This window comes from Bacillus sp. AFS059628, assembly GCF_002571225.1.
Lineage (GTDB): Bacteria > Bacillota > Bacilli > Bacillales > Bacillaceae_G > Bacillus_A.
The window spans coordinates 1-21,635 of the sequence record NZ_NVEC01000056.1 but is presented as its reverse complement, the minus strand read 5'-3'; the positions used below and the strand labels follow the sequence as shown (position 1 = coordinate 21,635).

The window sequence follows — 21,635 nt, the reverse complement described above, 5'->3', positions numbered from 1 at the left end:
AAAGAAAAAATAAAGGACCACAGATTAATGTTAAGTTTCATTGCGTTCTCCTATGTAATTAAAATATTTACATTTGATTTTACTGGAAAATTAAAGAAAAAGATAGCGGTTATAAATTGAAATAAATTTTTAACAAAATAATCCTTTTACGAAGAAAGGGCCTGTTGTCTCCAACAGGCCCTTTCCTAAAATGGCAAAGAGTAACTCTTACCATACTCTTCTGCTATATAATATACAAAACAAGTATAGATGTATAGAACAAGAAATTTCAGTATGATTATTTAAATATACAAAATTAACGTGTTGTAACAGAATTAAACATCAGGAATTAAATTACAAATGTTAGTTTATTAATGAATTCCAATGATAGGATCGAAAGTGATAAATATTAAATTAATATTATAATAATAAAATATGAAATATTGCATATTTTATTGAAGTACAAATTTACAAGTAGGAAGAGAGGAATAACAATGGGACTAGGAAACCGTGGGATGGCATTTGAAATGCTTATCAATTTAGCAAACAAAATGTATCAAAGAGGGGGCATGTCGCTTATCGCAAGTGTCCGACTCCTGTGAAGGTGTTATTTTCGAATTCCCACAGAAAAGTACGCTATTCTATGCAAATGACGTCCTACGTGAAAACACCGCATATCATTTTAAGAAAAGGTATTTAGAAAACGAAAAATCAACTCATCCGGCTGATACGCTATTTCCCCTGTACAAGGATTCTCCCACCACAGAAAGATAAAATTATCGAAGAGAATTATAAGCCTTACTTGACGAAACAAATGATAGGAAATTCATGATGAGATATACATATTCATTATTGAAATTAGTAATAATAAAATGTATTATTGAAAAGCACTATTTATAATTCAAGTAATCAAGGCTATGTATCCACAATAATTTGAACATTCAAAAATTATAATATTATCTAAAAACGAGGTGAGATTAATAGAAACAGTACATATTAAATGGTATGGATTGTATAGTTTAAATGATTTTTATAATAGAGAAGAAGCTTTTAAGAAGGGAATATTTGCAATCTCTAGAGTATATGCTAAGAATGAAACATTGATCTATATAGGAAAAACCAAAAGCAGCTTTATACAAAAGATAAGGGAACTTAATAAGGATTGGGCTTTTGATGAAAGCGAATTAAAGATCACATTAGGAATAATAGAGTTACCTAGTGGTGAAAGTTACTCTGAAAAAAAGGTAAAAGAGATAAAATCCCTTCTGATTTTACGACATACCCCAGTAGAAAACAACACATCTTTATTGTACCATAGAGGGCAGTTTAATTTGAAAATTATAAATAAGGGAAGAAGGGGCTTAATTGTTAAAAAGATTTCTACAGGAGATTTAATGTGGACGTAATTGGAATCATCTTTGAATAAAATTGAGGGTTTCTTACGAACAGGAGTTTATCAATTTTTAATGTATTAAAATATTTTTGAATAACATATGTCAGATGCTTGAAACAACACAAATTTTATTATGATATGAAATCTTGTATGGAAATTGTAATTTATTTCTATCGTTTAATAAAAATATTAAGAATTATAAGAATAATACGTAAAGATTAGAAGAGAAAATAAACTCGGGGGTTTAAAAAATGGGACAAGTAAGCAGGTTTCAAGAAAAACAACAAAATCGTCGTAAAAAGGTGGTTTTTAATATTGCATTTACTTTGGTATTAGTGACAGTTGGTATAGTGACATACCAGTTGTTTTCCCCTTCTGATACATCAAAGAAAGCAATTGCTCAAGAAAAGAATGCAACAAAGATAGAAGAGAAGGAACGTGAGGAGAAAGAAGCAGCACTGTTAGAAGAGAAGGAACGTGAGGAGAAAGAAGCAGTACTGTTAGAAGAGAAACAAAAAGCAGAAAAATCGGTAAAAATGAACGGAAATGAAAATAAAGAGGGAGAAAAAACGGCATCTCAAGAAAAGGGTTCTCAAACTAATCCTTCTTGGAAGCCAATTGGTACAGTGCAAGGAGCAAAACCTGAAATGAAATTTAAAGAAGGAACAGTAGATTGGAGTGAGATGAAACAAGCAATTTCTTATGCTGTTGATGTTCCAGAGAGCCAATTGATTTTCGATTTTATTGGGAATAATGGTAATAATAAAGCCTACGGTAATGTACGAGATAAGCAAAGTAATAAAAAATATAAGGTTGATATTGATTGGGTAGAGAATCAGGGGTGGAAACCAGCATCTGTTCAAGTATTGAAATAAATAATAGAAATGTAATTATGTGTTTAAAAGTTTACTTTTGTAAAAACTCACAAAAGAGTCCGTATCAATCAGGACTCTTTTTGTTATGTTGACAGCATTAATTATTTGGACTCATTTGTTAGATCATGATGCGGACCAACTTTGATAACCAATAAAGTCTCATCTCGTGTGAGCGTTCATCTATTAACCAAAGAACAACAAAAAAACGATTACAGGATTAAGTTGTACAAGAAAATAGAAAGGAAAGAAATATTCTCCTCGTAGTAAACGACTTAATAGTATCAATCTTTATATGACCAACACTCCTGCACCTAGAGAAAACAATGAAAAGCTCAAGGAAAGAAAGCAACAAAGATAGAAGGGAAACACAAAGCAGAAAAATCGGTAGTTACATGTGAATGATTTGAAAAATCTTCATTATAAATTTAGGCTTACTTCACATAGAGCACATATTAATATTTTATTATTTATATGTAAAGAAAGAATAAATAAAGTGAATTCTATTTCGTTCTGTTTTTAAAAATTTAAAATTCCCTTATTTTTATATAAAGGTTTTGCATCGGAGTTTTAAATATTTTGAAAATAGATCAAAATAAAAGGAGTTCATATAAAAGGGGAATGTCCTATGACAACATATACAAGTGAGATGAGAAAAAGTTTAGTTTCAGAAGAAGATGTAGATATTTTAAAAATTATGGCGCATCCAATCCGCTTACAAATTGTAAATGAATTAAGTACGAGAAAAACGTGTAATGTAACACAATTAACAGAATTACTGAATATTCCACAATCGACAGTTTCACAACATTTATCAAAAATGAAGGGTAAAGTGTTACGAGCTGAGCGAAAAGGTTTAGAAATTTATTATCATATTCATAATTTAAAAGCGAGTAAGATTGTAAGTGTTTTAGGATATATAAACTAATGAAGTATTTTCATATAAAATAGCCGCTGCTGGTGAGAAGGGGCTATTTTGTGTTGCTTTGTGTATTTACATTTGAAATTGTATAGTTTTTATGATTTACAATGGTTCGATCAAATTCAAAAGTACCACCGCTTACTACAATCATACCCCATAATAATAGTTCCTCCTTTTTAGATAAGGGGGGATTAGAGCTCATTTTATGGACTATAACAGGTTCACTTTACCTTGTGTTTTTAAGGATGAATTGAGCGGGTCTCTGTAAAAATAGAAAAAACATCTTAATGCGCTTTTATTTAAAATTTTTTTGTGTCATTAGCCCATTTTACTACATAGCTTATTATAAATTGTTTTAGGGAGGGGTATAAGTAATGGCATATACTTTAAATGATATTTGTATCGATGTGTGTCTTATAGTTACGTTTACTCCGAGTGGTGGCGTAGAATCAATTGTAAGTGGTGGAGAAGAGTGTGGATCTAGTCCTAGTATAGTGATTAATTCTGATGGCTCAATTACTATTACATTACCATTAGTAGCTTGTTTATCCCTGGTATTAAATGATGACTTAAGTGTTGGGACATCATTAACAAGCTTGTCTTTTAAAACTTCTTAAGTGAGGTACTAATTTTAGCCCGCGTTAACGGACAGTAAAACTCCCGCCTCAAAATTCAGTTGGAGCAAAGAAGTTAGGTGGGAGATCAACTGTCCGTAAACGTTCGATTGGTGAGGACTGATAATCAGTGGGGGATGAACAAAACCCCCACTGATTAAAGTTTCACTTTATATGAAAGATTAGAGCTCTCCTTTTTGTAGGAGAGCTCTAATCTTTTTTATAAAACTATATCATATACATAGGCAGACTCATCACCTGAAATTTGTTCCGATTCAATTTAGAATATGACAAAAGAGAACTTGCGTTAGAAGGCAAGCTCTCTTTAAAAGAAATAACGTAATTGAGATACTTATATAGTAACAATTGTTTTCTTCTAATTCCATATTTCTTATGTTGAGAAATAAATTATAAGTGGCTTGATAACGCTAAAATGAATTATTGACATAATATTTTGACGATAATATAATAAATCTCGAATTCAAGATAATTTGTAAAGGATTGGGAATTATGAGCGTGATTAACGATGAGAGCCTATCTTTAAAGTTATTTGTTATATTATGAAGGGAATTTACAGTCAATCACTAAATGTATTGCAAAGGATATAAAAAATCATGGACTTAATCCAACTGAATTTGCAGTGCGTGAGCTATTATACAGTAAAAGCGATCAGCCTATACAAAAACTTGGAGACAAAATATTACTTGCAAGTAGTAGTATCACGTATGCGTCAAATATTTCAGAAGGTATTGAATTAATGGACACTATTTTTCCTCAGCATAAAGGGGGATTCAGCAAATATTTGATAGTTTGGACTATATGGAGAAAAAATGATAATTAAAGAGTTGAAAAAGTCAGGATGTTACACACAGAAATTGTAAGTTTTTAAAGGTTATTTCTGCTTAGTAATATCCTAATTAAATATAAATTAAATAAATAGGAGGAAAAATTAATAAATAGTAGTAAATTTATTGTAATGCAAAAGAAAGAAATTATGTAATTGCAATTGATATAGTAAGAAAGATAGTTGTTATGTTAACGATATACATATCGTCCTTTTCATTATAAATCTTTCATAAAGCGGAGAGTGGGTATCAAGAATGGAATTACGTCATTTAGAGTATTTTATTCAAGTTTGTAATAATAATAGTTTTACTAAAGCTGCGGAAGTTCTAGGTATTTCACAGCCGACTTTAAGCCAACAAATCCGTGTGTTAGAAGGTGAACTTGATACACCCTTGTTTCATCGAGTTGGAAGAGGTATCAAAATGACAGAAGCGGGTAAGCTACTATTTGATAAAGGAAAATTTATCATGCAACAATTTGATGACGTTTATAATGAAATTTTTGAATTAAAGGGTGTAAAAAGAGGTGTAATTACTATAGGAGGTTTATTAGAGGATCTCACCTATTTAACACCTTATATTATGAAGTTTCAACAACATTATCCCAACATCGTGGTAAAAATTATAGAATCCGAAGTTGCTGTAAATCAAATCGTTGATAAAAATATTGATATAGGCATCACGCGTAGTGCTCAAATTCCAGCCACATTAACAAGCACTCTTTTGTATAGCGAAGAGCTTGTCCTTGTCATTCCAAAAAACCATCCTTTGAATGAAACATCATCGGTTTCTTTTCTAGAATTAGTAGCGCTCAGTAGAATAATGGTTTCATGTAGTTGTCGTGAAACTATTAAAATATATTGTGAGAGTTTAGGGCTATCTTTATCTGAAGCAAACATAGAAACAAAATCTTCCATTTCTCTATTGAGCCTTGTATGCAATGGACATGGGGTTGCTATAATACCTCTTTCACTAGTTGAATTTGTTAATAATGATAATTTGAGTATAGTTCGTATTATTGATCCGACACCAAGTCAAGATATTAATCTTATTCACTTTAATGATAAATTTTTAAGTTTTGCAGCACGTATCTTTATGCAGAAATTACATGATCCTGAAAAAGTATTAGTATAATAGAAATAATAATAATTATAGTGTGAGAATTAAAAATGATACATAATTCTTGGGATAAGACCTAGATTACAGTCAAAGGGCAAGTAGATTTATATGTGTGGTATAGTTGCTTCGAATGGGATACCATTGACTTTTACTTAAAGGAAAAAGGGCAGACTTTACAAGGAGAGAAGGCTGTGAAAAACAAGTCAAGTTAATCCATCAACTCTTCGGTCTTATCGCATAGTAATAGATTCCAATAGGATTACAATGCTATTTCGAATTTACATATCCTTATCGCATAAAGAAAACCACCGGCATTATACCGGTGGTTTTGACTTAGAAAGCAAAGCAAGTACAACCAATACCCCATTTAGTTCCATCTTTTCCTATTACGGTATGAGTGTGCTGATGGAGAGGGTTACTGCAACTATGTAACTTGTGATCATGGGCATCGTGAGAAAGTATAGTGTGGGCTAGGTTAGCACCACCATAACCATAAACTCCCGTCGGTGACCAATCAGGTGATGCTGGCGGCAATTCAGGTGATAAATTTTTAAATTCATCATTTCCATAAACAACCTGCCCACCCATAATGGTGAGTAATGATTCAAGGTTTTTGATTTCCTCTTCTGGCACAGTAAAGTAGTCAGCAGACAATACAGCAAGATCAGCAAACTGACCTACTGTAAGGGTTCCTTTTTTATCTTCATCACCAGAGAACCACGCACTTCCTTTTGAATATAATTCCAGGGCTACTTTTCTATCAAGTTTATTTTTTTCATCGTATATTGAAAGTCCACCAATGGTTTTTCCGGCAACCATCCAGTAAAGAGCAACCCAAGGGTTATAGCTGGAAACCCTAGTTGCATCACTACCGGCGCCAACAGGTATACCAAGGTCTAACATACGATAAATCGGAGGAGTACGCTTTGCAGCTTCCTTTCCGTATAAATCAACAAAGTATTCACCTTGAAAAGCCATGCGGTCTTGGATGGCAATACCGCCATTTAAAGCCTTAACACGTTCCATACTACGATCTGAGATTGTTTCTGCATGGTCAAACCACCATCGTAGACCATTAAAAGGAATTTCACTGTTAACTTCCTCAAATACATTTAAGAAACGTGTGATTGACTCATCATAAGTTGCATGTAAACGGAAGGGCCAACGGTTTTCCACCAATAGAGAAATTACTTTCTTTAAGTCAGCTTCCATCATCGTAGCTAGTTCAGGCCGTGGCATTTGAAATTTTTCAAAATCGGCTGCTGAGAATACTAACATCTCTCCGGCACCATTCATTTTATACTTATCAGTTCCTTGACCTGGAGAAACAATTTTGGCCCATGAAGCAAAGTCTTCATATTCATGATTTGGATTTTGCGTAAATAGATTATAAGCAATACGCAAAGTTAATTGTTCCTTCTCGGCTAAATGTTCAACAACTTTGTAATCATCAGGATAATTTTGGAATCCACCACCTGCGTCAATAGCACTTGTAATACCTAATCTATTTAATTCGCGCATAAAATGGCGAGTTGAATTAATCTGGTCGTCAAAATTAAGTGCTGGTGCTTTACCCAAACTTGAATAAAGAATAGAAGCGTTAGGATTCGCAATTAAAAGGCCCGTTGGATTACCTCGTTTATCTCGCTCGATTAAACAACCTGGAGGGTCTGGGGTATCTTTTGTGTATCCCAGTGCACGCAGCCCAGCACGATTTACAAGTGCTCTATCGTAAAGATGCAGCACAAAGACAGGCGTGTCTTCAGAAACAGCATTAATCTCTTCCAGAGTTGGCAACCGTCTCTCTTTAAATTGAAATTCAGACCAACCTCCAACTACTCTTACCCACTGAGGAGCAGGTGTACGCCTTGCCTGTTCTTTGAGCATTTCGAGAGCAATGGCAAGTGAAGGCACACCTTCCCATCGTAATTCCATATTATAATGAAGACCGCCACGAATAACGTGTATATGAGAGTCATTCAAGCCTGGAATAGCTCTCTTTCTTTTAAGGTCTATTTTTTTTGTTTTTTCTGTGGCACTATTAAGAATTTCATCTCCACCTACTGCAGTTATTAAACCATCAGTTATGGCGATAGCAGATACCTCAGGTCGAGAGGGATTAAGGGTAGTAATTTTCCCGTTATATAAGATCATATCCGGTACATTCATATTCACACCTCGTCTACTTCCTATTATTTTGTAACCATGGATGAAATAATTTACCGAAAACCGGCATAACTACCCATGATAGCAAGGACACTATACATATAGAAACGAAAAAAGCGGACATAATAGGATTCATATGTTTTATAATAGGTCCTATCAATTTAGGAACTAACATGCTAAGAGGCCATACACCCAGAAGGGTAACGATAGACATTTTCCATTTTGGCGGTGGAACTGGCGTTTTCGGAGTGACAAACCAATAGGCCAAACTGCTTTCAGTTTTGTAACTCGGATTAGTAACTTGAAATTGTTCTGCCGTTTTTAACAAATCTCGGCGAATATCTGATTCTTGCCAAGCACGTAGATGCTCATACGTATCAAAGCGAAAAATAACAGTATACTCTCTAGAGACATTATCAGGGACTATTAGATTTACACCTAAATGCCCCGGGAATTTAGTAGCGGCAGCTTCGATTTCATGTCTCCATGTTTCAAACTGTTTTTCTTTACCTTGTTGAATTTCCCATGTAACAATCGTTGTTACTGGATTAGCAGCATCTATTGTGTTCTCTGTATGAGTCTCTTCGACAGCTACTCCTTCTAGTTTCATATTTTCCTGCTTGGAAGCGTGCCATGCACCATAGTATATGCGTATTCTACACCTTGACCATACGCACCAGTGTGTTCCTTTACAATCTCCATTACAGCATCATAAGTGTCTTTGTGTGCCCAGTCACGTTGGTATTCAAGTAAAACTTGAATTGCTGTCACTGGAATTGCACCAGCTTGTTCTACACGACGCATAGCAGCGTTATGTGCTGTCAAACTAGTACCACCTGAAGCATCATCAACTGCATACACCTCATAGCCAGCTTTAATTGCTTCAAGTACAGGGAATGCAAGGCAAACTTCAGTCCAAAGTGCTGCAAATATTAATTTCTTTCTACCTGTTGCTTTAACTGCTTCAACAAATTTTGGATCTTCCCAAGAGTTCATTGAACTGCGTTCTATAATTTCATGGTTTGGGAATATGTCAAGAATTTGCGGCCAAAAATAACCAGAAAAGCTGCGTGTCTCAACTGTAGTAAGAATAGTAGGTACGTTAAAAGTTTTTGCTGATTTAGCAAGTAGCATAACGTTATTAATCAATGTTTGTCTATCAATACTTGCAACTCCAAAAGTCATTTGAGGTTGAAAATCAATCAAAATTAAGGCACTGTTCTCCGGATTTAACAATTCTAAATTACTCATCATAAAACGCTCCTTTTTTATTATTTTCAAAAAATTAATTTAAGCTGTAATCATAAAAATAAAAGTTTTACTATACTTTTTAATTTAAAGTTTAGTGCTGATTTAATCAGCACTAAATCTATGCTATCTACCTTAAAAAATTAATTTAAAGCTATTTCTTTGGAATACATTTATGCATTTTGTTTACTAAGATCGCGCTGAGCTCCCATGTAACTTCCAATTATATTTTGATAACCTGGAAGATTACTAGCAAGCAAATTGCCAAAACCTTCAACATCGTTGCGCCAATCGCGTTGTAATTCGCAAGCTACGCTAAACCAGTTCATAAGTTGTACACCATTATGTGCCATACGCGTATTGGCAGCATCTGCAACTTGTTTGCTGAAAGTTCCTGAAGCATCAGTAACAGCAAATACTTCATATCCAGCTTTTATAGCAGAAAGTGCGGGGAAAGCAACACAAACGTCCGTAACTACGCCCGCGATGATAAGTTGTTTTTTTCCAGTTTCTTCGATTGCTTTTACAAAATCATCATTATCCCATGCGTTAATTTGTCCAGGTCGAGCTATTTTTGGTGCGTGAGGAAAGAGATCAACCAATTCTTGCATTAAAGGTCCATTAGGCCCGTTTTCAAAGCTTGTTGTTAAAATAACTGGTAAATCAAAAAACTTAGCAGTATGAGCAAGAGCTAAAACATTGTTTTTGAATTCATCAACACCATAGTCACGTACTAGTCCGGACATAAGACCAGTTTGATGGTCTACTAAAAGAACGACAACATCATCTTTGTTAATACGAGAATAGAGATCAGTCATTATGTATTCCTCCTAAAAATTAAGTAATCGAAGAAAGTTTAAACAGTAGAATATCATCCTAAATTTCTTCGTTTGTTACGATTAGTTTGTAACTAAACTGACCGTTAATATGAGATATAGCAGCATTTACGGAACATGAAGCGCTATACAAATTTATAGTATTTGAAAATCGATTAGTTAATCAATTCTAAATTATCTATAATTTGTATAGGTCGTAACTATAGTTATTTTCACTATAAAATCGATTGATTTTACCTATACATTCTATAGATAGAACGATATTGATAGTCTTCTATTTTGTTTTTATAATTGAATATGAGGAATGTTCAGAAATTATCTTATGATGAAAAAGGTATTAGAGGGGGAATTGTTCCAAAAGGAGAAAATGAATTCTTTGGAATAATAGAGTTTCATACTTAGAGTTCACAACATAAACGTGCATGAATAGGTTATGAGATTCATCTGGATTATTGAAGAAAAGGATATATATTAGAATATTTTTTGGAGGTAGAAGCATGGCTAAAATTATTGTAGGAACTGAAAATCAAGAACCAATTGAGATATATTATGAGGATCATGGCACAGGAAACCCAGTTGTACTAATTCATGGTTGGCCGTTAAGTGGTCGATCTTGGGAATATCAAGTTCCAGCTCTTGTTGAGGCTGGATACAGAGTTATAACATATGATCGTCGAGGATTTGGAAAATCATCTCAGCCGTGGGAAGGGTATGAATATGATACCTTTACTTCTGATTTACATCAACTATTAGAACATTTAGAGCTTCAAAATGTCACACTTGTTGGTTTTTCTATGGGTGGAGGCGAAGTAGCCCGGTATATTAGTACGTATGGAACAGATCGTATTGAAAAGGCTGTTTTTGCTGGAGCAGTTCCTCCATATTTATACAAATCAGAGGATCATCCTGAAGGGGCATTAGATGATGCAACAATTGAAGCATTCAAAAGTGGTGTGATTAATGACCGACTTGCATTTCTTGATGAATTTACTAAGGGATTTTTCGCGGCTGGTAATCGAACAGATTTAGTTAGTGAGCCATTCCGTTTATATAATTGGGATATTGCAGCCAGTGCATCACCTAAAGGAACGCTTGATTGTATTACGGCCTTTAGTAAGACAGATTTTAGAAAAGACTTGGAGAAGTTTAATATACCTACCCTTATTATTCATGGTGATTCAGATGCGACTGTACCATTTGAATATAGCGGGAAATTAACACATGAAGCAATTCCTAATTCTAAAGTAACGTTAATAAAGGGTGGTCCACATGGACTAAATGCAACGCATGCCAAAGAATTTAATGAAGCGCTCCTATCATTTTTAAAGGACTGATTACAACTATATAATTGTTAATTGAGACATTATAAATAAGTTTAAAGCTTTATAAAAGATGCTCTTGGATAAATCCAGGAGCATCTTTTTAAATATTGATATTGAGATGTTAGGTTGATAAATCTTTATTAGTTTCGAATTGAATATTCTTCTTAACAGCTAACATGTATGGATTAGCTTTTTTTTAGGTCTCTTAGGTGGATTGTTATATTACTATCAAGATAATATTTTGAATAATCCTCAAAACAAAGAAAAATTTTGTCAGAAAACAATAAAATCTTATTAATTTTTATAATTAGTAGAATTTTTATAGAAATAATCCTCTTAATATATTAAAATAACATTGTATTATGTAAGATTTTAATTAGGGGAGAGAAATTTTATGTTGAAAAAAATCATTCCAGTTGCTTTAGCAATAAGTACAGTTACTTTTACTAGTGTATTCGCTGTGCCTTCAGCCCAAGCAAGTACAGAACCAAACCGCTACATAGATGTACAAATGCTCGGTATCAACGATTTTCATGGGCAACTAGACACAGTAAAAAAAATTAACAATAAAGATGCAGGGGGAATCGAGTACTTAGGGGCTTATTTACGTGATCGTGAAAAACAAAATCCGAATACATTAAAAGTACATGCTGGCGATGTTGTTGGAGCAAGTACTCCTGTTTCAGCATTATTACAAGACGAACCTACGATTGAATTTCTAAATGATTTGAAATTCGATGTTGGAACGATAGGAAACCATGAATTTGATGAAGGTGTTGCGGAAATGAACCGCCTTATTTATGGTGGATACCATGAAAAAACAGGGAATTTTAAAGGAGCAAAATTCCCATATGTTGCCGCAAATTTCTATAATAAATCCACTGGTCGTTTATTTTTACCACCATTCACTATAAAAAAGGTACAAGGAGTTCCTGTTGGATTTATCGGAGTTGTAACAACGGATGTTCCTAACCTTGTTATGCCTACTATGCTAAAGAATGTAGAAATTACAGATGAAGTTGAAGCTATTAACAAATCCGTAAAGCAATTAAAAAAACTAGGCGTTAAATCTATCGTTGTTCTTGCGCATAACGGAGGTACAACAGATGGGAACGGCGTAACAAATGGTGATATTGTCCGATTAGCAAATGAGACTGATCCAGAAGTTGATGTTATTTTTGGTGGGCATAGCCACACTTATGTAAATGGAACTGTTAATAATAAACTTGTCGTACAAGCAAATTCTTATGGTATGGCTTTTGCTGATGTTGATGTAAAGATTGATCGTAAGACACAAGATATTGTTGAGAAAAAAGCAGAAATTGTTACAACTTACCATGAAGGCATGGAGCCTGATAAAAAAATAAAGAAGAAGATGGAGAAATATCAAGCAAAAATCGCACCTCTTGTTAATGAAGTTGTAGGTAAGTCTATTGCTCCACTAGATCGCAAACTAAATACGGCTGGTGAATCTACTCTTGGAAATTTAGTTGCTGATGCCCAGCGTGCAACGATGGAATCACAAATTGCACTTATGAATCCTGGTGGTATTCGTAATGACTTAGATGCTGGTGATATTACATGGGGAGAGATCTATGGTATTCAACCATTCGGAAATCAATTAATAAAAGTAAATTTAACAGGCCAGGACATTCGTAATATTTTAAATCAACAATGGCAAAAAGACATAACAAGAATGCTTCAAATTTCAGGAATCCAATACACTTGGGATGCGAACAAGCCTAATGGAGAAAAAGTAACAAGTATTCGCTTAACAAATGGAGAAGAAATGATTCCTTCTAAAACTTACAGCGTCGTTGCTAACGCATTTTTAGCTTCAGGTGGAGATGGATTTGTATCCTTTAAAAACGGTAAAGATGCTGAAACAGGACCAACTGATTTTGAAGCATTAGTGGATTATATAAAAAAATCAAAAGAACCAATTCAGTCTATTATTGATGGAAGAATTCAAAAAATAAATTAGGTTTTTATTAATCTCAAAAGCAAATAGATTACTTGTGCACTATACTTTTTCGTGTGCAGGTAATCTATTTTTTTTGATTTGAAATAGAGTTTTACCGTGTTTAATAGGTATACCGTCTAGATGCAGAATGCCGAAAAAAATGAAGTAAGCAGAAAAGACCCCTTAAATGTAACCTAAATGATCGAAATTTTAAATATTCCACAATCAACAGTTTCCTAACACTTATATAAAATGAGAGGGAAGGTTCTAAGAGGAAATCTTCAGGGATTAGAAGTTTACTATAGTATGGAAAACTTCTAATTCCTGAAGAAATTATGGGATGATTAGGACCAATATAATAAAATATTAGGTCTACCATTTAAAGAGTCATTTTGTTGTAGGAATGGGAATTAACCATCAAGGAAGGGTTATTCTAGCAGACGTAATTAAGTTTGCTTTTTTGTAATAAGTGATGAAATTCGTATAATTGCTAATTCGTCCGTAACTATCATTGTTTTATTTGATAGCAATGGAGTACCGCCACACATCCATCATGGACTATTCTTGGGATTAAAAGCACGTTACCATTTTCTTAATTAATGAGAAAGGGTGACGTGCTTTTTATGAATATGCATAAAAACCAAGGGTTGTCAGTATTTGCCGAAGATTTATCCCAATAAAAGTCTCTCAATACACTTAAACAATTCATTAAATTAGAGTTGAGTTTTTGGTAAGAAGGGAGCGATATGTTTCGAAAGAAATGTAGAAATTTCTATAATAGTTTCCTTCAGTTTCTTATCTAACTTGAGTGCATCTGGGAGTAGTATCGCCTATCAAATTAAGACCATAGACAAGATGAAATTTCGTCTATTAGAACTAAAATATTCTTAATCTAGAGGCATACTAGATTATGATGTTTTTCCGTAACAAATATAGTTAAAAATTTCAGGTTTAGAGAGAATTATAGAGGGTATACATACACTATAAAGAGTTGATTGGAGATGAATTTTATGGTGAATGAGTCTATAAAATTTGTATTCTTACTTTAAATAAAAAGGGGGCTAGTATACATGAATAAATGGTTAATAAATAAAAAAATCCTATTTATTTTGTAAACGAGGGGCGTGTGAAAAATGAAAAATATGAAACGCAAGCTAGGAACCTTTGCACTCACAATGACTGGGATTGGCTCGATTTTAGGGTCTGGCTGGTTATTTGGTGCATGGAAGGCTGCTAAAATATCAGGAGGGGCCGCTATCTTTTCTTGGCTCTTAGGAATGATTGTAATATTATTTATTGCTTTACCATATAGCGAGTTAGGAGCCATGATTCCGGAGGCTGGCGGAATGGTAAAATATACCCAATACTCACATGGAGATTTTGTAGGATTTATTGCTGCATGGGCTAATTGGATAGCCATCGTCTCAGTTATTCCAGTTGAAGCTATAGCCTCAATACAATATATGAGTTCATGGCCTTGGGAGTGGGCAAGTTGGGCCAAGGATTTAGTAGACAATGGGATGTTGACTTCAAAAGGTCTTGCAGCTGCTTCTTTACTTATTATTATATATTTCTTTTTAAACTATTGGACTGTTAGTCTATTTGCAAAAGTAAATTCTTTAATTACTATATTTAAAATCATAATTCCTGGTCTTACAATTGGTGCATTGCTATTTGTTGGATTTCATGGAGAAAACTTTACTAGTCATCAGGACTTTCATGTATCTAATTGGTCAAATGTATTAACTGCTATGGCAACATCCGGTGTTATTTTTGCATTCAATGGTTTTCAGAGTCCCATTAATATGGCTGGTGAAGCAAAGAATCCAGGGAAATCCATTCCTCGGGCAGTTGTAGGATCCATTTTAATTTCAACTATAATATATGCATTATTACAAATTGCTTTTATCGGTGCTGTAAATCCCGATATGATAATTAATGGATGGTCGAATTTAAATTTCAATTCACCATTTGCTGATTTAGCGATAGCATTAAATATTAATTGGTTAGTTATTGTATTATATTTAGATGCTTTTGTATCCCCTTCTGGTACAGGTACTACTTATATGGCAACCACATCACGCATGCTGTACGGAATGGAGAAGAATGGATATTTCCCTAAAGTTTTTGGGAAATTACATCCTATATATGGTGTGCCTAGATTTGCCATGATGTTTAATTTAATGATTTGTTTTGTTTTTTTATTTTTATTTAAAGGATGGGGTGTTTTAGCTGAAGTGATTTCAGTAGCTACATTAATTTCATATGTTACTGGACCAATAACAGTAATGACTCTGAGAAAAACTACACCTAATTTTCATCGTCCTTTCTATATAAAGGGATTAAACATTATCGCACCTTTAGGGTTTATTTTTGCATCATTAACATTATATTGGGCAAGGTGGCCGTTAACAGGAGAAGTAATGTTTATTATACTTATGGGCTTACCTATATATTTTTATTATCAATTAAAAACAAAATGGGTTGGATTTAAGAAGAATTTTTTAGCTGGATTATGGATTGTGGGGTATTTATTATTTATGATTTGTATATCGTACATTGGAAGTGAAAAATTTGGTGGGTTAAATATTATAACTTATGGATGGGATATGGTACTTATTTCAATTGTTTCATTTCTATTTTATAGATGGGCTATAAATAGTGGATTTAAAACAAAAGATTTACAGGTAGCACAGAAGATTAATGGTAGAATTAGTTGAATAATATACATAAATTAGAAAAATAGATTTATCATGTGCTGGAGGTCAATCCGAATGGCGTGGACTACCGTTGTTAAATAGTATGGACATGGAAATTAGCGAGTATACGTAATAATAGCAAACAATAATAGTGGAAGCCGTAACGAATTATTAGTTCGTGATGCTGAAAGTGCAATGGATCAAATGAAATATAAAATCGCACAAGATTTCGATATACAACTTGGCGGTCGATGCACTCGCTAATTATATAGTGTATGGATTAGAAGGAGAGATTATAATCTCTCCTTTTTTAATGGGAACAATCTATGCTCAAATAGTTTTCAAGGAATTTTAAGTAAAAGTATAAACTATTCTTCTGGATAGAAAGAACTGAGCTAATAGTTAGGAATTCATCATTTTGATGAGAACATATTTAATAATAAAAAGTAGTTAGCAAAAGCTAACTACTCGGTAACCAATTTGTTCTAAAACAGGTTAGTTATATTTTGGACAAGTCTTTAAGAAAATATACAACATAACTGAAAACAGTAATCTATGTTAATTGTTCTAACAAATAGAGCAACAAGGGTCTAATATTAATCATTAAGTATTCACGATATTAAAAACATAACAAAAGACATGTTTTATACCAATTTCGCTTCCTAATTGTTTATTACATTTAATAATATAAATAATTTTATTAAAATAAATGATGCAACGCAAATTAATTTAACTGCTGTAGATGTTGAAGAGTTAACTTGAAGGGGTAAGGAAGCTGTTTACTATTGCTTAGAAGAAATATCAGAATAGGTTTTTATAAGGGGAAAGCTTCATTTCGTTTATATCAAAATTTTTTGGGGAAAGAGATAAATGGTAGAAAGAATGAATAGATAAACAAATTCTCAAAATCATTATTACGTAGGGGGAAATCTATGGATAAGATAATAACGTTAATTTAAAAATTTCTTTTTTGATTTTTAACGTATTATTCTCGGAATAACATAATTCCTCCAAATAAAAGGGGAAATCAAATGTGAAATCATCGATAGATAGTATTCAAAAAAGTAAAAAATTAAAAAATCAAGAAAAGGGAGAGAGAGCAACATGGAAATCAATGTCTATGTTTCTAGTTCCCTTGCTTTTAAGTAACATATTACAATCAGTTGGACAATTATTTGGTATGGTGGTAGTTGGACGATGGCTTGGTGTGAATGAATTAGCTGCCATTTCAGCATTTTTTCCATTATTCTTTTTACTTGTTTCGTTTGTAATTGGGATTGGATCAGGTAGTTCGATTTTAATTGGTCAGGCATTTGGAGCCCGTAATGAAGATCGTTTAAAAGCCATTGTTGGTACGACGTTGACATTTACCTTTATAATAGGAGTTATTTTGGCAATAGCGGGAAATGTATTTGCTCTGAACATTATGCGTTTTATGGGTACGCCAGAGAATATAATTGATATGAGTGTGCATTATGCGCGTATTTTATTTATTTCTATGCCAGTTTTATTTCTATATTTCTCCTATACAACGTTTATACGAGGTACAGGAGATTCTAAGACACCGTTTTATTTCTTAATTGTTAGTACAGTCTTAAATATAATTCTATTACCTATTCTAATTTTTGGTTGGCTAGGAATACCCAAACTTGGTGTGTACGGAGCTGCCTATGCTTCTGTTATCTCGACCGTTGTAACATTTATTGTTATGCTTATGTATTTAAGGAAGAAGAATCATCCACTGCAATTAGATGAGACTGTACGGAAATATCTTCGTATGGATTGGGATTTATTAAAACTATTATTACGCCTTGGAATTCCAGCGAGTATTAATATGATTCTTGTTTCGTTATCTGAGATTGCGGTAATCGCATTTGTGAATCGTTTCGGTTCTGATGCGACTGCTGCATATGGGGTTGTAAACCAGGTTGCAAGTTATGTTCAGATGCCTGCGGTTAGCCTTGGAATTACGGTATCTATTTTTGCTGCGCAATCTATTGGTGGGAAACAATTTAACCGATTACAGGAAGTTATTCGTGCTGGAATTATTATGAATTATATAATTGGTGGTATATTAATTGTTTTTATTTACTTGTTTTCAAGAGAAATCTCATCGTTATTCTTAACGAACACGAATACAGTTGAAATTGCACATAGTTTGGTGATGATTACACTTTGGAGTTACTTAATTTTCGGTCATGCTCAAATTATTGGTGCGACAATGCGAGCAAGTGGAACTGTATTATGGCCCACTATTATCGGTGTCGTATCAATATGGCTTGTAGAAGTCCCTGTTGCTTATTACCTTTCTTATCATACAAATCTTGGTATAAAAGGAATATGGATTGGGTATCCAGCAGCATTTATTGCAAGTTTACTTTTGCAATATGGATATTATAAACTTTCATGGAAGAAGAAACGAATTTCACGACTTGTTAGTTAGACTAGAAGGTGAAAAATGATATTCTCTTATAAGTTGTCAGTTTTAGGAGTATGACTATAACATCATCAAACGAATAAAACCGAGTTACCCTTAAACGGGAGTATGTTGGTTGTAATTGTAAATTCAATTTCACCCTTTCATAGTTATTTTGAGAAGTTCAACTCAATTTTTCATGTTGGGGAAGAATATATTTCTTAAATTGATAGGAATAGAACAGATTATATTTCGATTTGAGATTACGGACAATAAGGAGTTAAAAAAGCCAAAACAGCTACATACTATGTAGCTGTTTTGGCTTACATAAATTTAATTAGTAACCAGAGTCTTCTGAAGTAAGGTTATCTATCATTTTATAATCGTATTTTTGTAATGGTTTCTCAGCAGGCCCTTCAAGTACTTCTCCTGTATATGAGAATCGCGAACCATGGCACGGACAATCCCAAGAACGTTCTCCATTGTTCCATTCAACTTCACATCCAATATGGGTACAAGTTGTATCTACAATATGAAGCTTACCTTCTGCATCTTTATAAGCTCCTTTTCTATGTCCATCAATATCAACGACAGCCCCTTCATCGTTAGATAAATCACGAATACATTTTTGTGGAATCTCTAACTTTCCTTTAATTAAGTGACCAACAACATTGGCATTTTCGACTAAGAAGTTCTTTAAACTTGGATTCATATGGAAACGGGAGGGAGTATATAATTCCCGAAATTTGTTCTTTTCTTTTAATATGATATCTCGGAATAAAAGAGCAGCTGCAGTTCCATTAGTCATACCCCATTTTCTGTATCCAGTGGCAATTAATATGTTTTTTTGATCAGATGTGATTTCACCGATATAAGGAATTTTGTCTAGTGTAATTAAATCTTGGGCTGACCAACGATATGCAATTTTTTCAAGTCCAAAAACTTGTTGGCCGAATATTTCCAAGGCCTCATAATGCTTTAGTGTTTCTCCACCCTGTCCAGTTTTATGACTTTCTCCAGAGATAAGAATAAATTCTTCTCCATTAATTGTTGTGGAACGGAGAGAACGTGTCGGTTCATCTACACTAATATACATACCACCTGGATAATCTGTTCTTGTCTTAGCGGCAATTATATAAGAGCGGTCTGCATGCATTCTTGTAGAGTAAAGTCCTGCACCTTCATAAAAAGGGAAATGGGAACAAGAGAGAATATACTTCCCTGTAATTTGAGCTCCTCCACGGGTAAGAACCACAGGTTGCTCGCCTGTTTGTATATTTACTGCTGTGGTATTTTCAAAGATGTGTCCACCTTTTTCTGTAATTATATTTGAAAGATGGGCTAAATATTTAAGTGGATGGAATTGTGCCTGATTTCTCATAACAAGTGCATTATGTATTTTTAAATCAATAGGAAGTTTGTTTACAAGTTCGCCTTCAATATGAAGCTCTTTATAAGCTTCTGCTTCTTTTTCTAACTTAAATGCATATTCTTTTGTTGTGGCATACAGATAAGCATCTTGTTGAGTGAAATCGCAATCGATTTGATGTTTATTAATTGTGGTTTGAATGAATTTTAAAGCATCGATGTTTGCTTCGTAATACAATCTTGCGGTAGTTCTTCCGGTATATCTGATAAGCTCGTCATAAATCATATCATGTTGAGCAGTAATTTTAGCTGTCGTATGTCCAGTCGTTCCATTTAATAATTTGTCTGCCTCTATAACAGCGACTTTTAGACCTTCATTTACTAAAAGATAGGCAGAAGTAATGCCAGTAATTCCTCCTCCTACAATAATAACATCGACCTGCATGTCATTTTCTAAGGAAGGGTATTCAGGTAAATGAACACTGCTCGTCCAGTAAGATTCAGCATTATGTGGTAATTTTCCACCGTAATTATCGTTATTCTTCAATATAAATCCTCCATCCAAAGTTTTATAGTTCTATTATTTCCACTTATTGAAGAGGTAAACTTTGAGCTTAGAAAATAGCAAATTGTGACTGGCCGGCGTATTCAATCCATCTGTACTTTTGTATAAATAGAAATAATTTGTCTTTATCATATATCTTTAATTATCTATCATGTTCAGAAGGATAAAAGTAGAAGATCCACATGGTAAAACAAGATATTTCTTAGTTTGTGTGAATGACTCGGAAGGTATTTTTCCCTATTTTAGATATTGGGTTGCATTTAAATAAAATTTGATCGAATTAATACTAAATAATCATAGAAAAGAGCGTGTTTTGAAAAAAAGGTAAATCCAAAGAAGCTCTTAATATTTTCAGTGGGTTTCTTTTTTATTCACGTAGTAGATATTAATGATGTTACATATTATCTATTCTATGTTATAAAAAATTAAAATGTTCGTTTAAAATTAAGAAGTCTACAGCTTGATCTAATGATGAGGGGAAACGTGTATAATCTTCCTAAATGTAATGAAAATTTCAACATGGAAACAAGTGGTTTTAACAACATTAGGAATGGTTTGTGCAGTGCAATTTCATTTGTGTGATATAGCAAGAAGAATAATCACATTAGAAAAAATCAAGAATTTAACTTGTTAAGAGTAAAAAGAATATTCAATATTTAAAACGTAAAAAAACACCGAAACGACAAACATCGGTGTTTTTTTGCACTTTCGGGCATAGACACTACTTCAATCCTATCATTATAGAAACAATTTCGAATGTAAGGAATTTGTAAGGGATAGGTAAGGAAAAAGAGATTTTCAATGTGTAGGATAAAAATATGAGGAGGCGTAAAGGGGGAATAAGTACGGCCTACATATAAAACAATCAGTAACAAGAGTGTTTTGTGAAAATAATGAGTACAATGTTTGCAAATGCATTGTTGCCTTTTCATCATTGAGAGAATTAGTAGCTGTGTGGTTCGTATAGGACACAGCTATCAACCATCTATACAATTTTAATAGAAGAGAGGAATGCTTTATGAAAACACGCAGTAAAATTACATGTGCAAGTCTATCACTATTAATAGCTGGGAGTTCCCTGTTATACATAACACCAGCCTCAATTGTAAAAGCAGAACCCACGCAAAATGTATCTAGTTCGTTACATACAAATACTCAAAGTGACCGTACTGCCGTTAAGAAAGCAATGCGAGATACACTGAAACTAGGATACCCGGGAATACTCGCTCAAATTTCTAAGGGTGGTAAAACTTGGAGTTATACTGCTGGGGTAGCGGATCTGAGAACGAAGAAACCAATGAAAACAGA

The 21,635-nt window shown here is 33.5% G+C and carries 15 protein-coding genes and 5 pseudogenes; 14 read left to right on the top strand and 6 right to left on the bottom strand.

The features are described 5' to 3' along the window. Window positions 1-473 precede the first annotated feature (473 nt). From COL05_RS31650 to COL05_RS18820, 4 genes and pseudogenes are all read left to right on the top strand, one after another. Window positions 474-607: pseudogene (locus tag COL05_RS31650) on the top strand (Holliday junction resolvase RecU); the annotation flags it as partial. 343 nt (window positions 608-950) lie between these two features. Next, window positions 951-1,385: a sodium:proton symporter gene (locus COL05_RS18830; protein WP_098669702.1), complete on the top strand. Its 435-nt coding sequence runs from the start codon at window positions 951-953 to the stop codon at window positions 1,383-1,385. Window positions 1,386-1,623: 238 nt separating this feature from the next. Beyond that, entirely contained in the window at window positions 1,624-2,247 is a 624-nt protein-coding gene (locus tag COL05_RS18825; protein ID WP_098669701.1) for a YrrS family protein, read from the top strand. A 625-nt stretch (window positions 2,248-2,872) separates the two neighbouring features. Continuing rightward, window positions 2,873-3,172, top strand: a complete 300-nt coding sequence (locus COL05_RS18820; RefSeq protein ID WP_000214796.1) for an ArsR/SmtB family transcription factor — start codon at window positions 2,873-2,875, stop codon at window positions 3,170-3,172. A gap of 43 nt (window positions 3,173-3,215) precedes the next feature. Here the strand turns inward: COL05_RS18820 and COL05_RS32205 are convergent, their stop codons facing one another. Further along, the gene (locus COL05_RS32205; RefSeq protein ID WP_142337565.1) at window positions 3,216-3,368 is read right to left on the bottom strand and encodes a DUF2187 family protein; all 153 of its coding nucleotides are present in this window, start codon (window positions 3,366-3,368) and stop codon (window positions 3,216-3,218) included. Window positions 3,369-3,540: 172 nt separating this feature from the next. Between COL05_RS32205 and COL05_RS18815 the strand changes: the two genes are divergently transcribed. The 3 genes and pseudogenes from COL05_RS18815 (at window position 3,541) to COL05_RS18800 (ending at window position 5,759) form a co-directional block, all read left to right on the top strand. Continuing rightward, a complete protein-coding gene (locus COL05_RS18815; RefSeq protein ID WP_098669700.1) occupies window positions 3,541-3,783 on the top strand; it encodes a hypothetical protein in 243 nt (80 codons plus the stop codon). A 507-nt stretch (window positions 3,784-4,290) separates the two neighbouring features. Beyond that, a pseudogene (locus COL05_RS32200) lies at window positions 4,291-4,661 on the top strand (MarR family transcriptional regulator). A gap of 219 nt (window positions 4,662-4,880) precedes the next feature. Further along, window positions 4,881-5,759 carry a LysR family transcriptional regulator gene (locus COL05_RS18800; RefSeq protein WP_098669699.1) on the top strand — a complete coding sequence of 293 codons (879 nt, stop codon included), beginning with the start codon at window positions 4,881-4,883 and terminating at the stop codon, window positions 5,757-5,759. Between the two features lie 318 nt (window positions 5,760-6,077). Here COL05_RS18800 and COL05_RS18795 read toward each other — a convergent pair whose 3' ends face one another. From COL05_RS18795 to ycaC, 4 genes are all read right to left on the bottom strand, one after another. Beyond that, a complete protein-coding gene (locus tag COL05_RS18795; protein ID WP_142337564.1) occupies window positions 6,078-7,913 on the bottom strand; it encodes an amidohydrolase in 1,836 nt (611 codons plus the stop codon). Window positions 7,914-7,926: 13 nt separating this feature from the next. Then, a complete protein-coding gene (locus tag COL05_RS18790) occupies window positions 7,927-8,520 on the bottom strand; it encodes an antibiotic biosynthesis monooxygenase (RefSeq protein WP_098669697.1) in 594 nt (197 codons plus the stop codon). Beyond that, on the bottom strand, window positions 8,517-9,161 hold the full coding sequence (locus COL05_RS18785) for a hydrolase (RefSeq protein WP_088122529.1): 645 nt from the start codon (window positions 9,159-9,161) through the stop codon (window positions 8,517-8,519). The genes COL05_RS18790 and COL05_RS18785 overlap by 4 nt, the downstream gene beginning before the upstream one ends. Window positions 9,162-9,331: 170 nt before the next feature. Next, window positions 9,332-9,976, bottom strand: coding sequence for an isochorismate family cysteine hydrolase YcaC (ycaC, locus tag COL05_RS18780; protein WP_098669696.1), 645 nt, complete (start codon window positions 9,974-9,976; stop codon window positions 9,332-9,334). 515 nt (window positions 9,977-10,491) lie between these two features. Here ycaC and COL05_RS18775 point away from each other — a divergent pair. The 6 genes and pseudogenes from COL05_RS18775 (at window position 10,492) to COL05_RS18750 (ending at window position 18,421) form a co-directional block, all read left to right on the top strand. Continuing rightward, entirely contained in the window at window positions 10,492-11,328 is an 837-nt protein-coding gene (locus tag COL05_RS18775) for a bromoperoxidase (protein WP_098669695.1), read from the top strand. Between the two features lie 382 nt (window positions 11,329-11,710). Continuing rightward, entirely contained in the window at window positions 11,711-13,300 is a 1,590-nt protein-coding gene (locus COL05_RS18770) for a bifunctional metallophosphatase/5'-nucleotidase (protein WP_098669694.1), read from the top strand. A 156-nt stretch (window positions 13,301-13,456) separates the two neighbouring features. Beyond that, a pseudogene (locus tag COL05_RS31935) lies at window positions 13,457-13,600 on the top strand (transcriptional regulator); the annotation flags it as partial. An 812-nt stretch (window positions 13,601-14,412) separates the two neighbouring features. Next, complete coding sequence (locus COL05_RS18760) at window positions 14,413-15,999, top strand: glutamate/serine transporter AimA (RefSeq protein ID WP_098669693.1); 1,587 nt, start codon at window positions 14,413-14,415, stop codon at window positions 15,997-15,999. 114 nt (window positions 16,000-16,113) lie between these two features. Then, a pseudogene (locus COL05_RS18755) lies at window positions 16,114-16,236 on the top strand (small, acid-soluble spore protein, alpha/beta type); the annotation flags it as partial. Window positions 16,237-17,092: 856 nt separating this feature from the next. Then, entirely contained in the window at window positions 17,093-18,421 is a 1,329-nt protein-coding gene (locus COL05_RS18750) for an MATE family efflux transporter (protein ID WP_257152581.1), read from the top strand. A 310-nt stretch (window positions 18,422-18,731) separates the two neighbouring features. On the opposite strand, the gene COL05_RS18745 is transcribed toward COL05_RS18750, so the two are convergent. Further along, on the bottom strand, window positions 18,732-20,309 hold the full coding sequence (locus COL05_RS18745) for an FAD-dependent oxidoreductase (protein ID WP_098669691.1): 1,578 nt from the start codon (window positions 20,307-20,309) through the stop codon (window positions 18,732-18,734). A gap of 994 nt (window positions 20,310-21,303) precedes the next feature. Here COL05_RS18745 and COL05_RS18740 point away from each other — a divergent pair. Next, window positions 21,304-21,635, top strand: a pseudogene (locus COL05_RS18740) (serine hydrolase domain-containing protein); the annotation flags it as partial.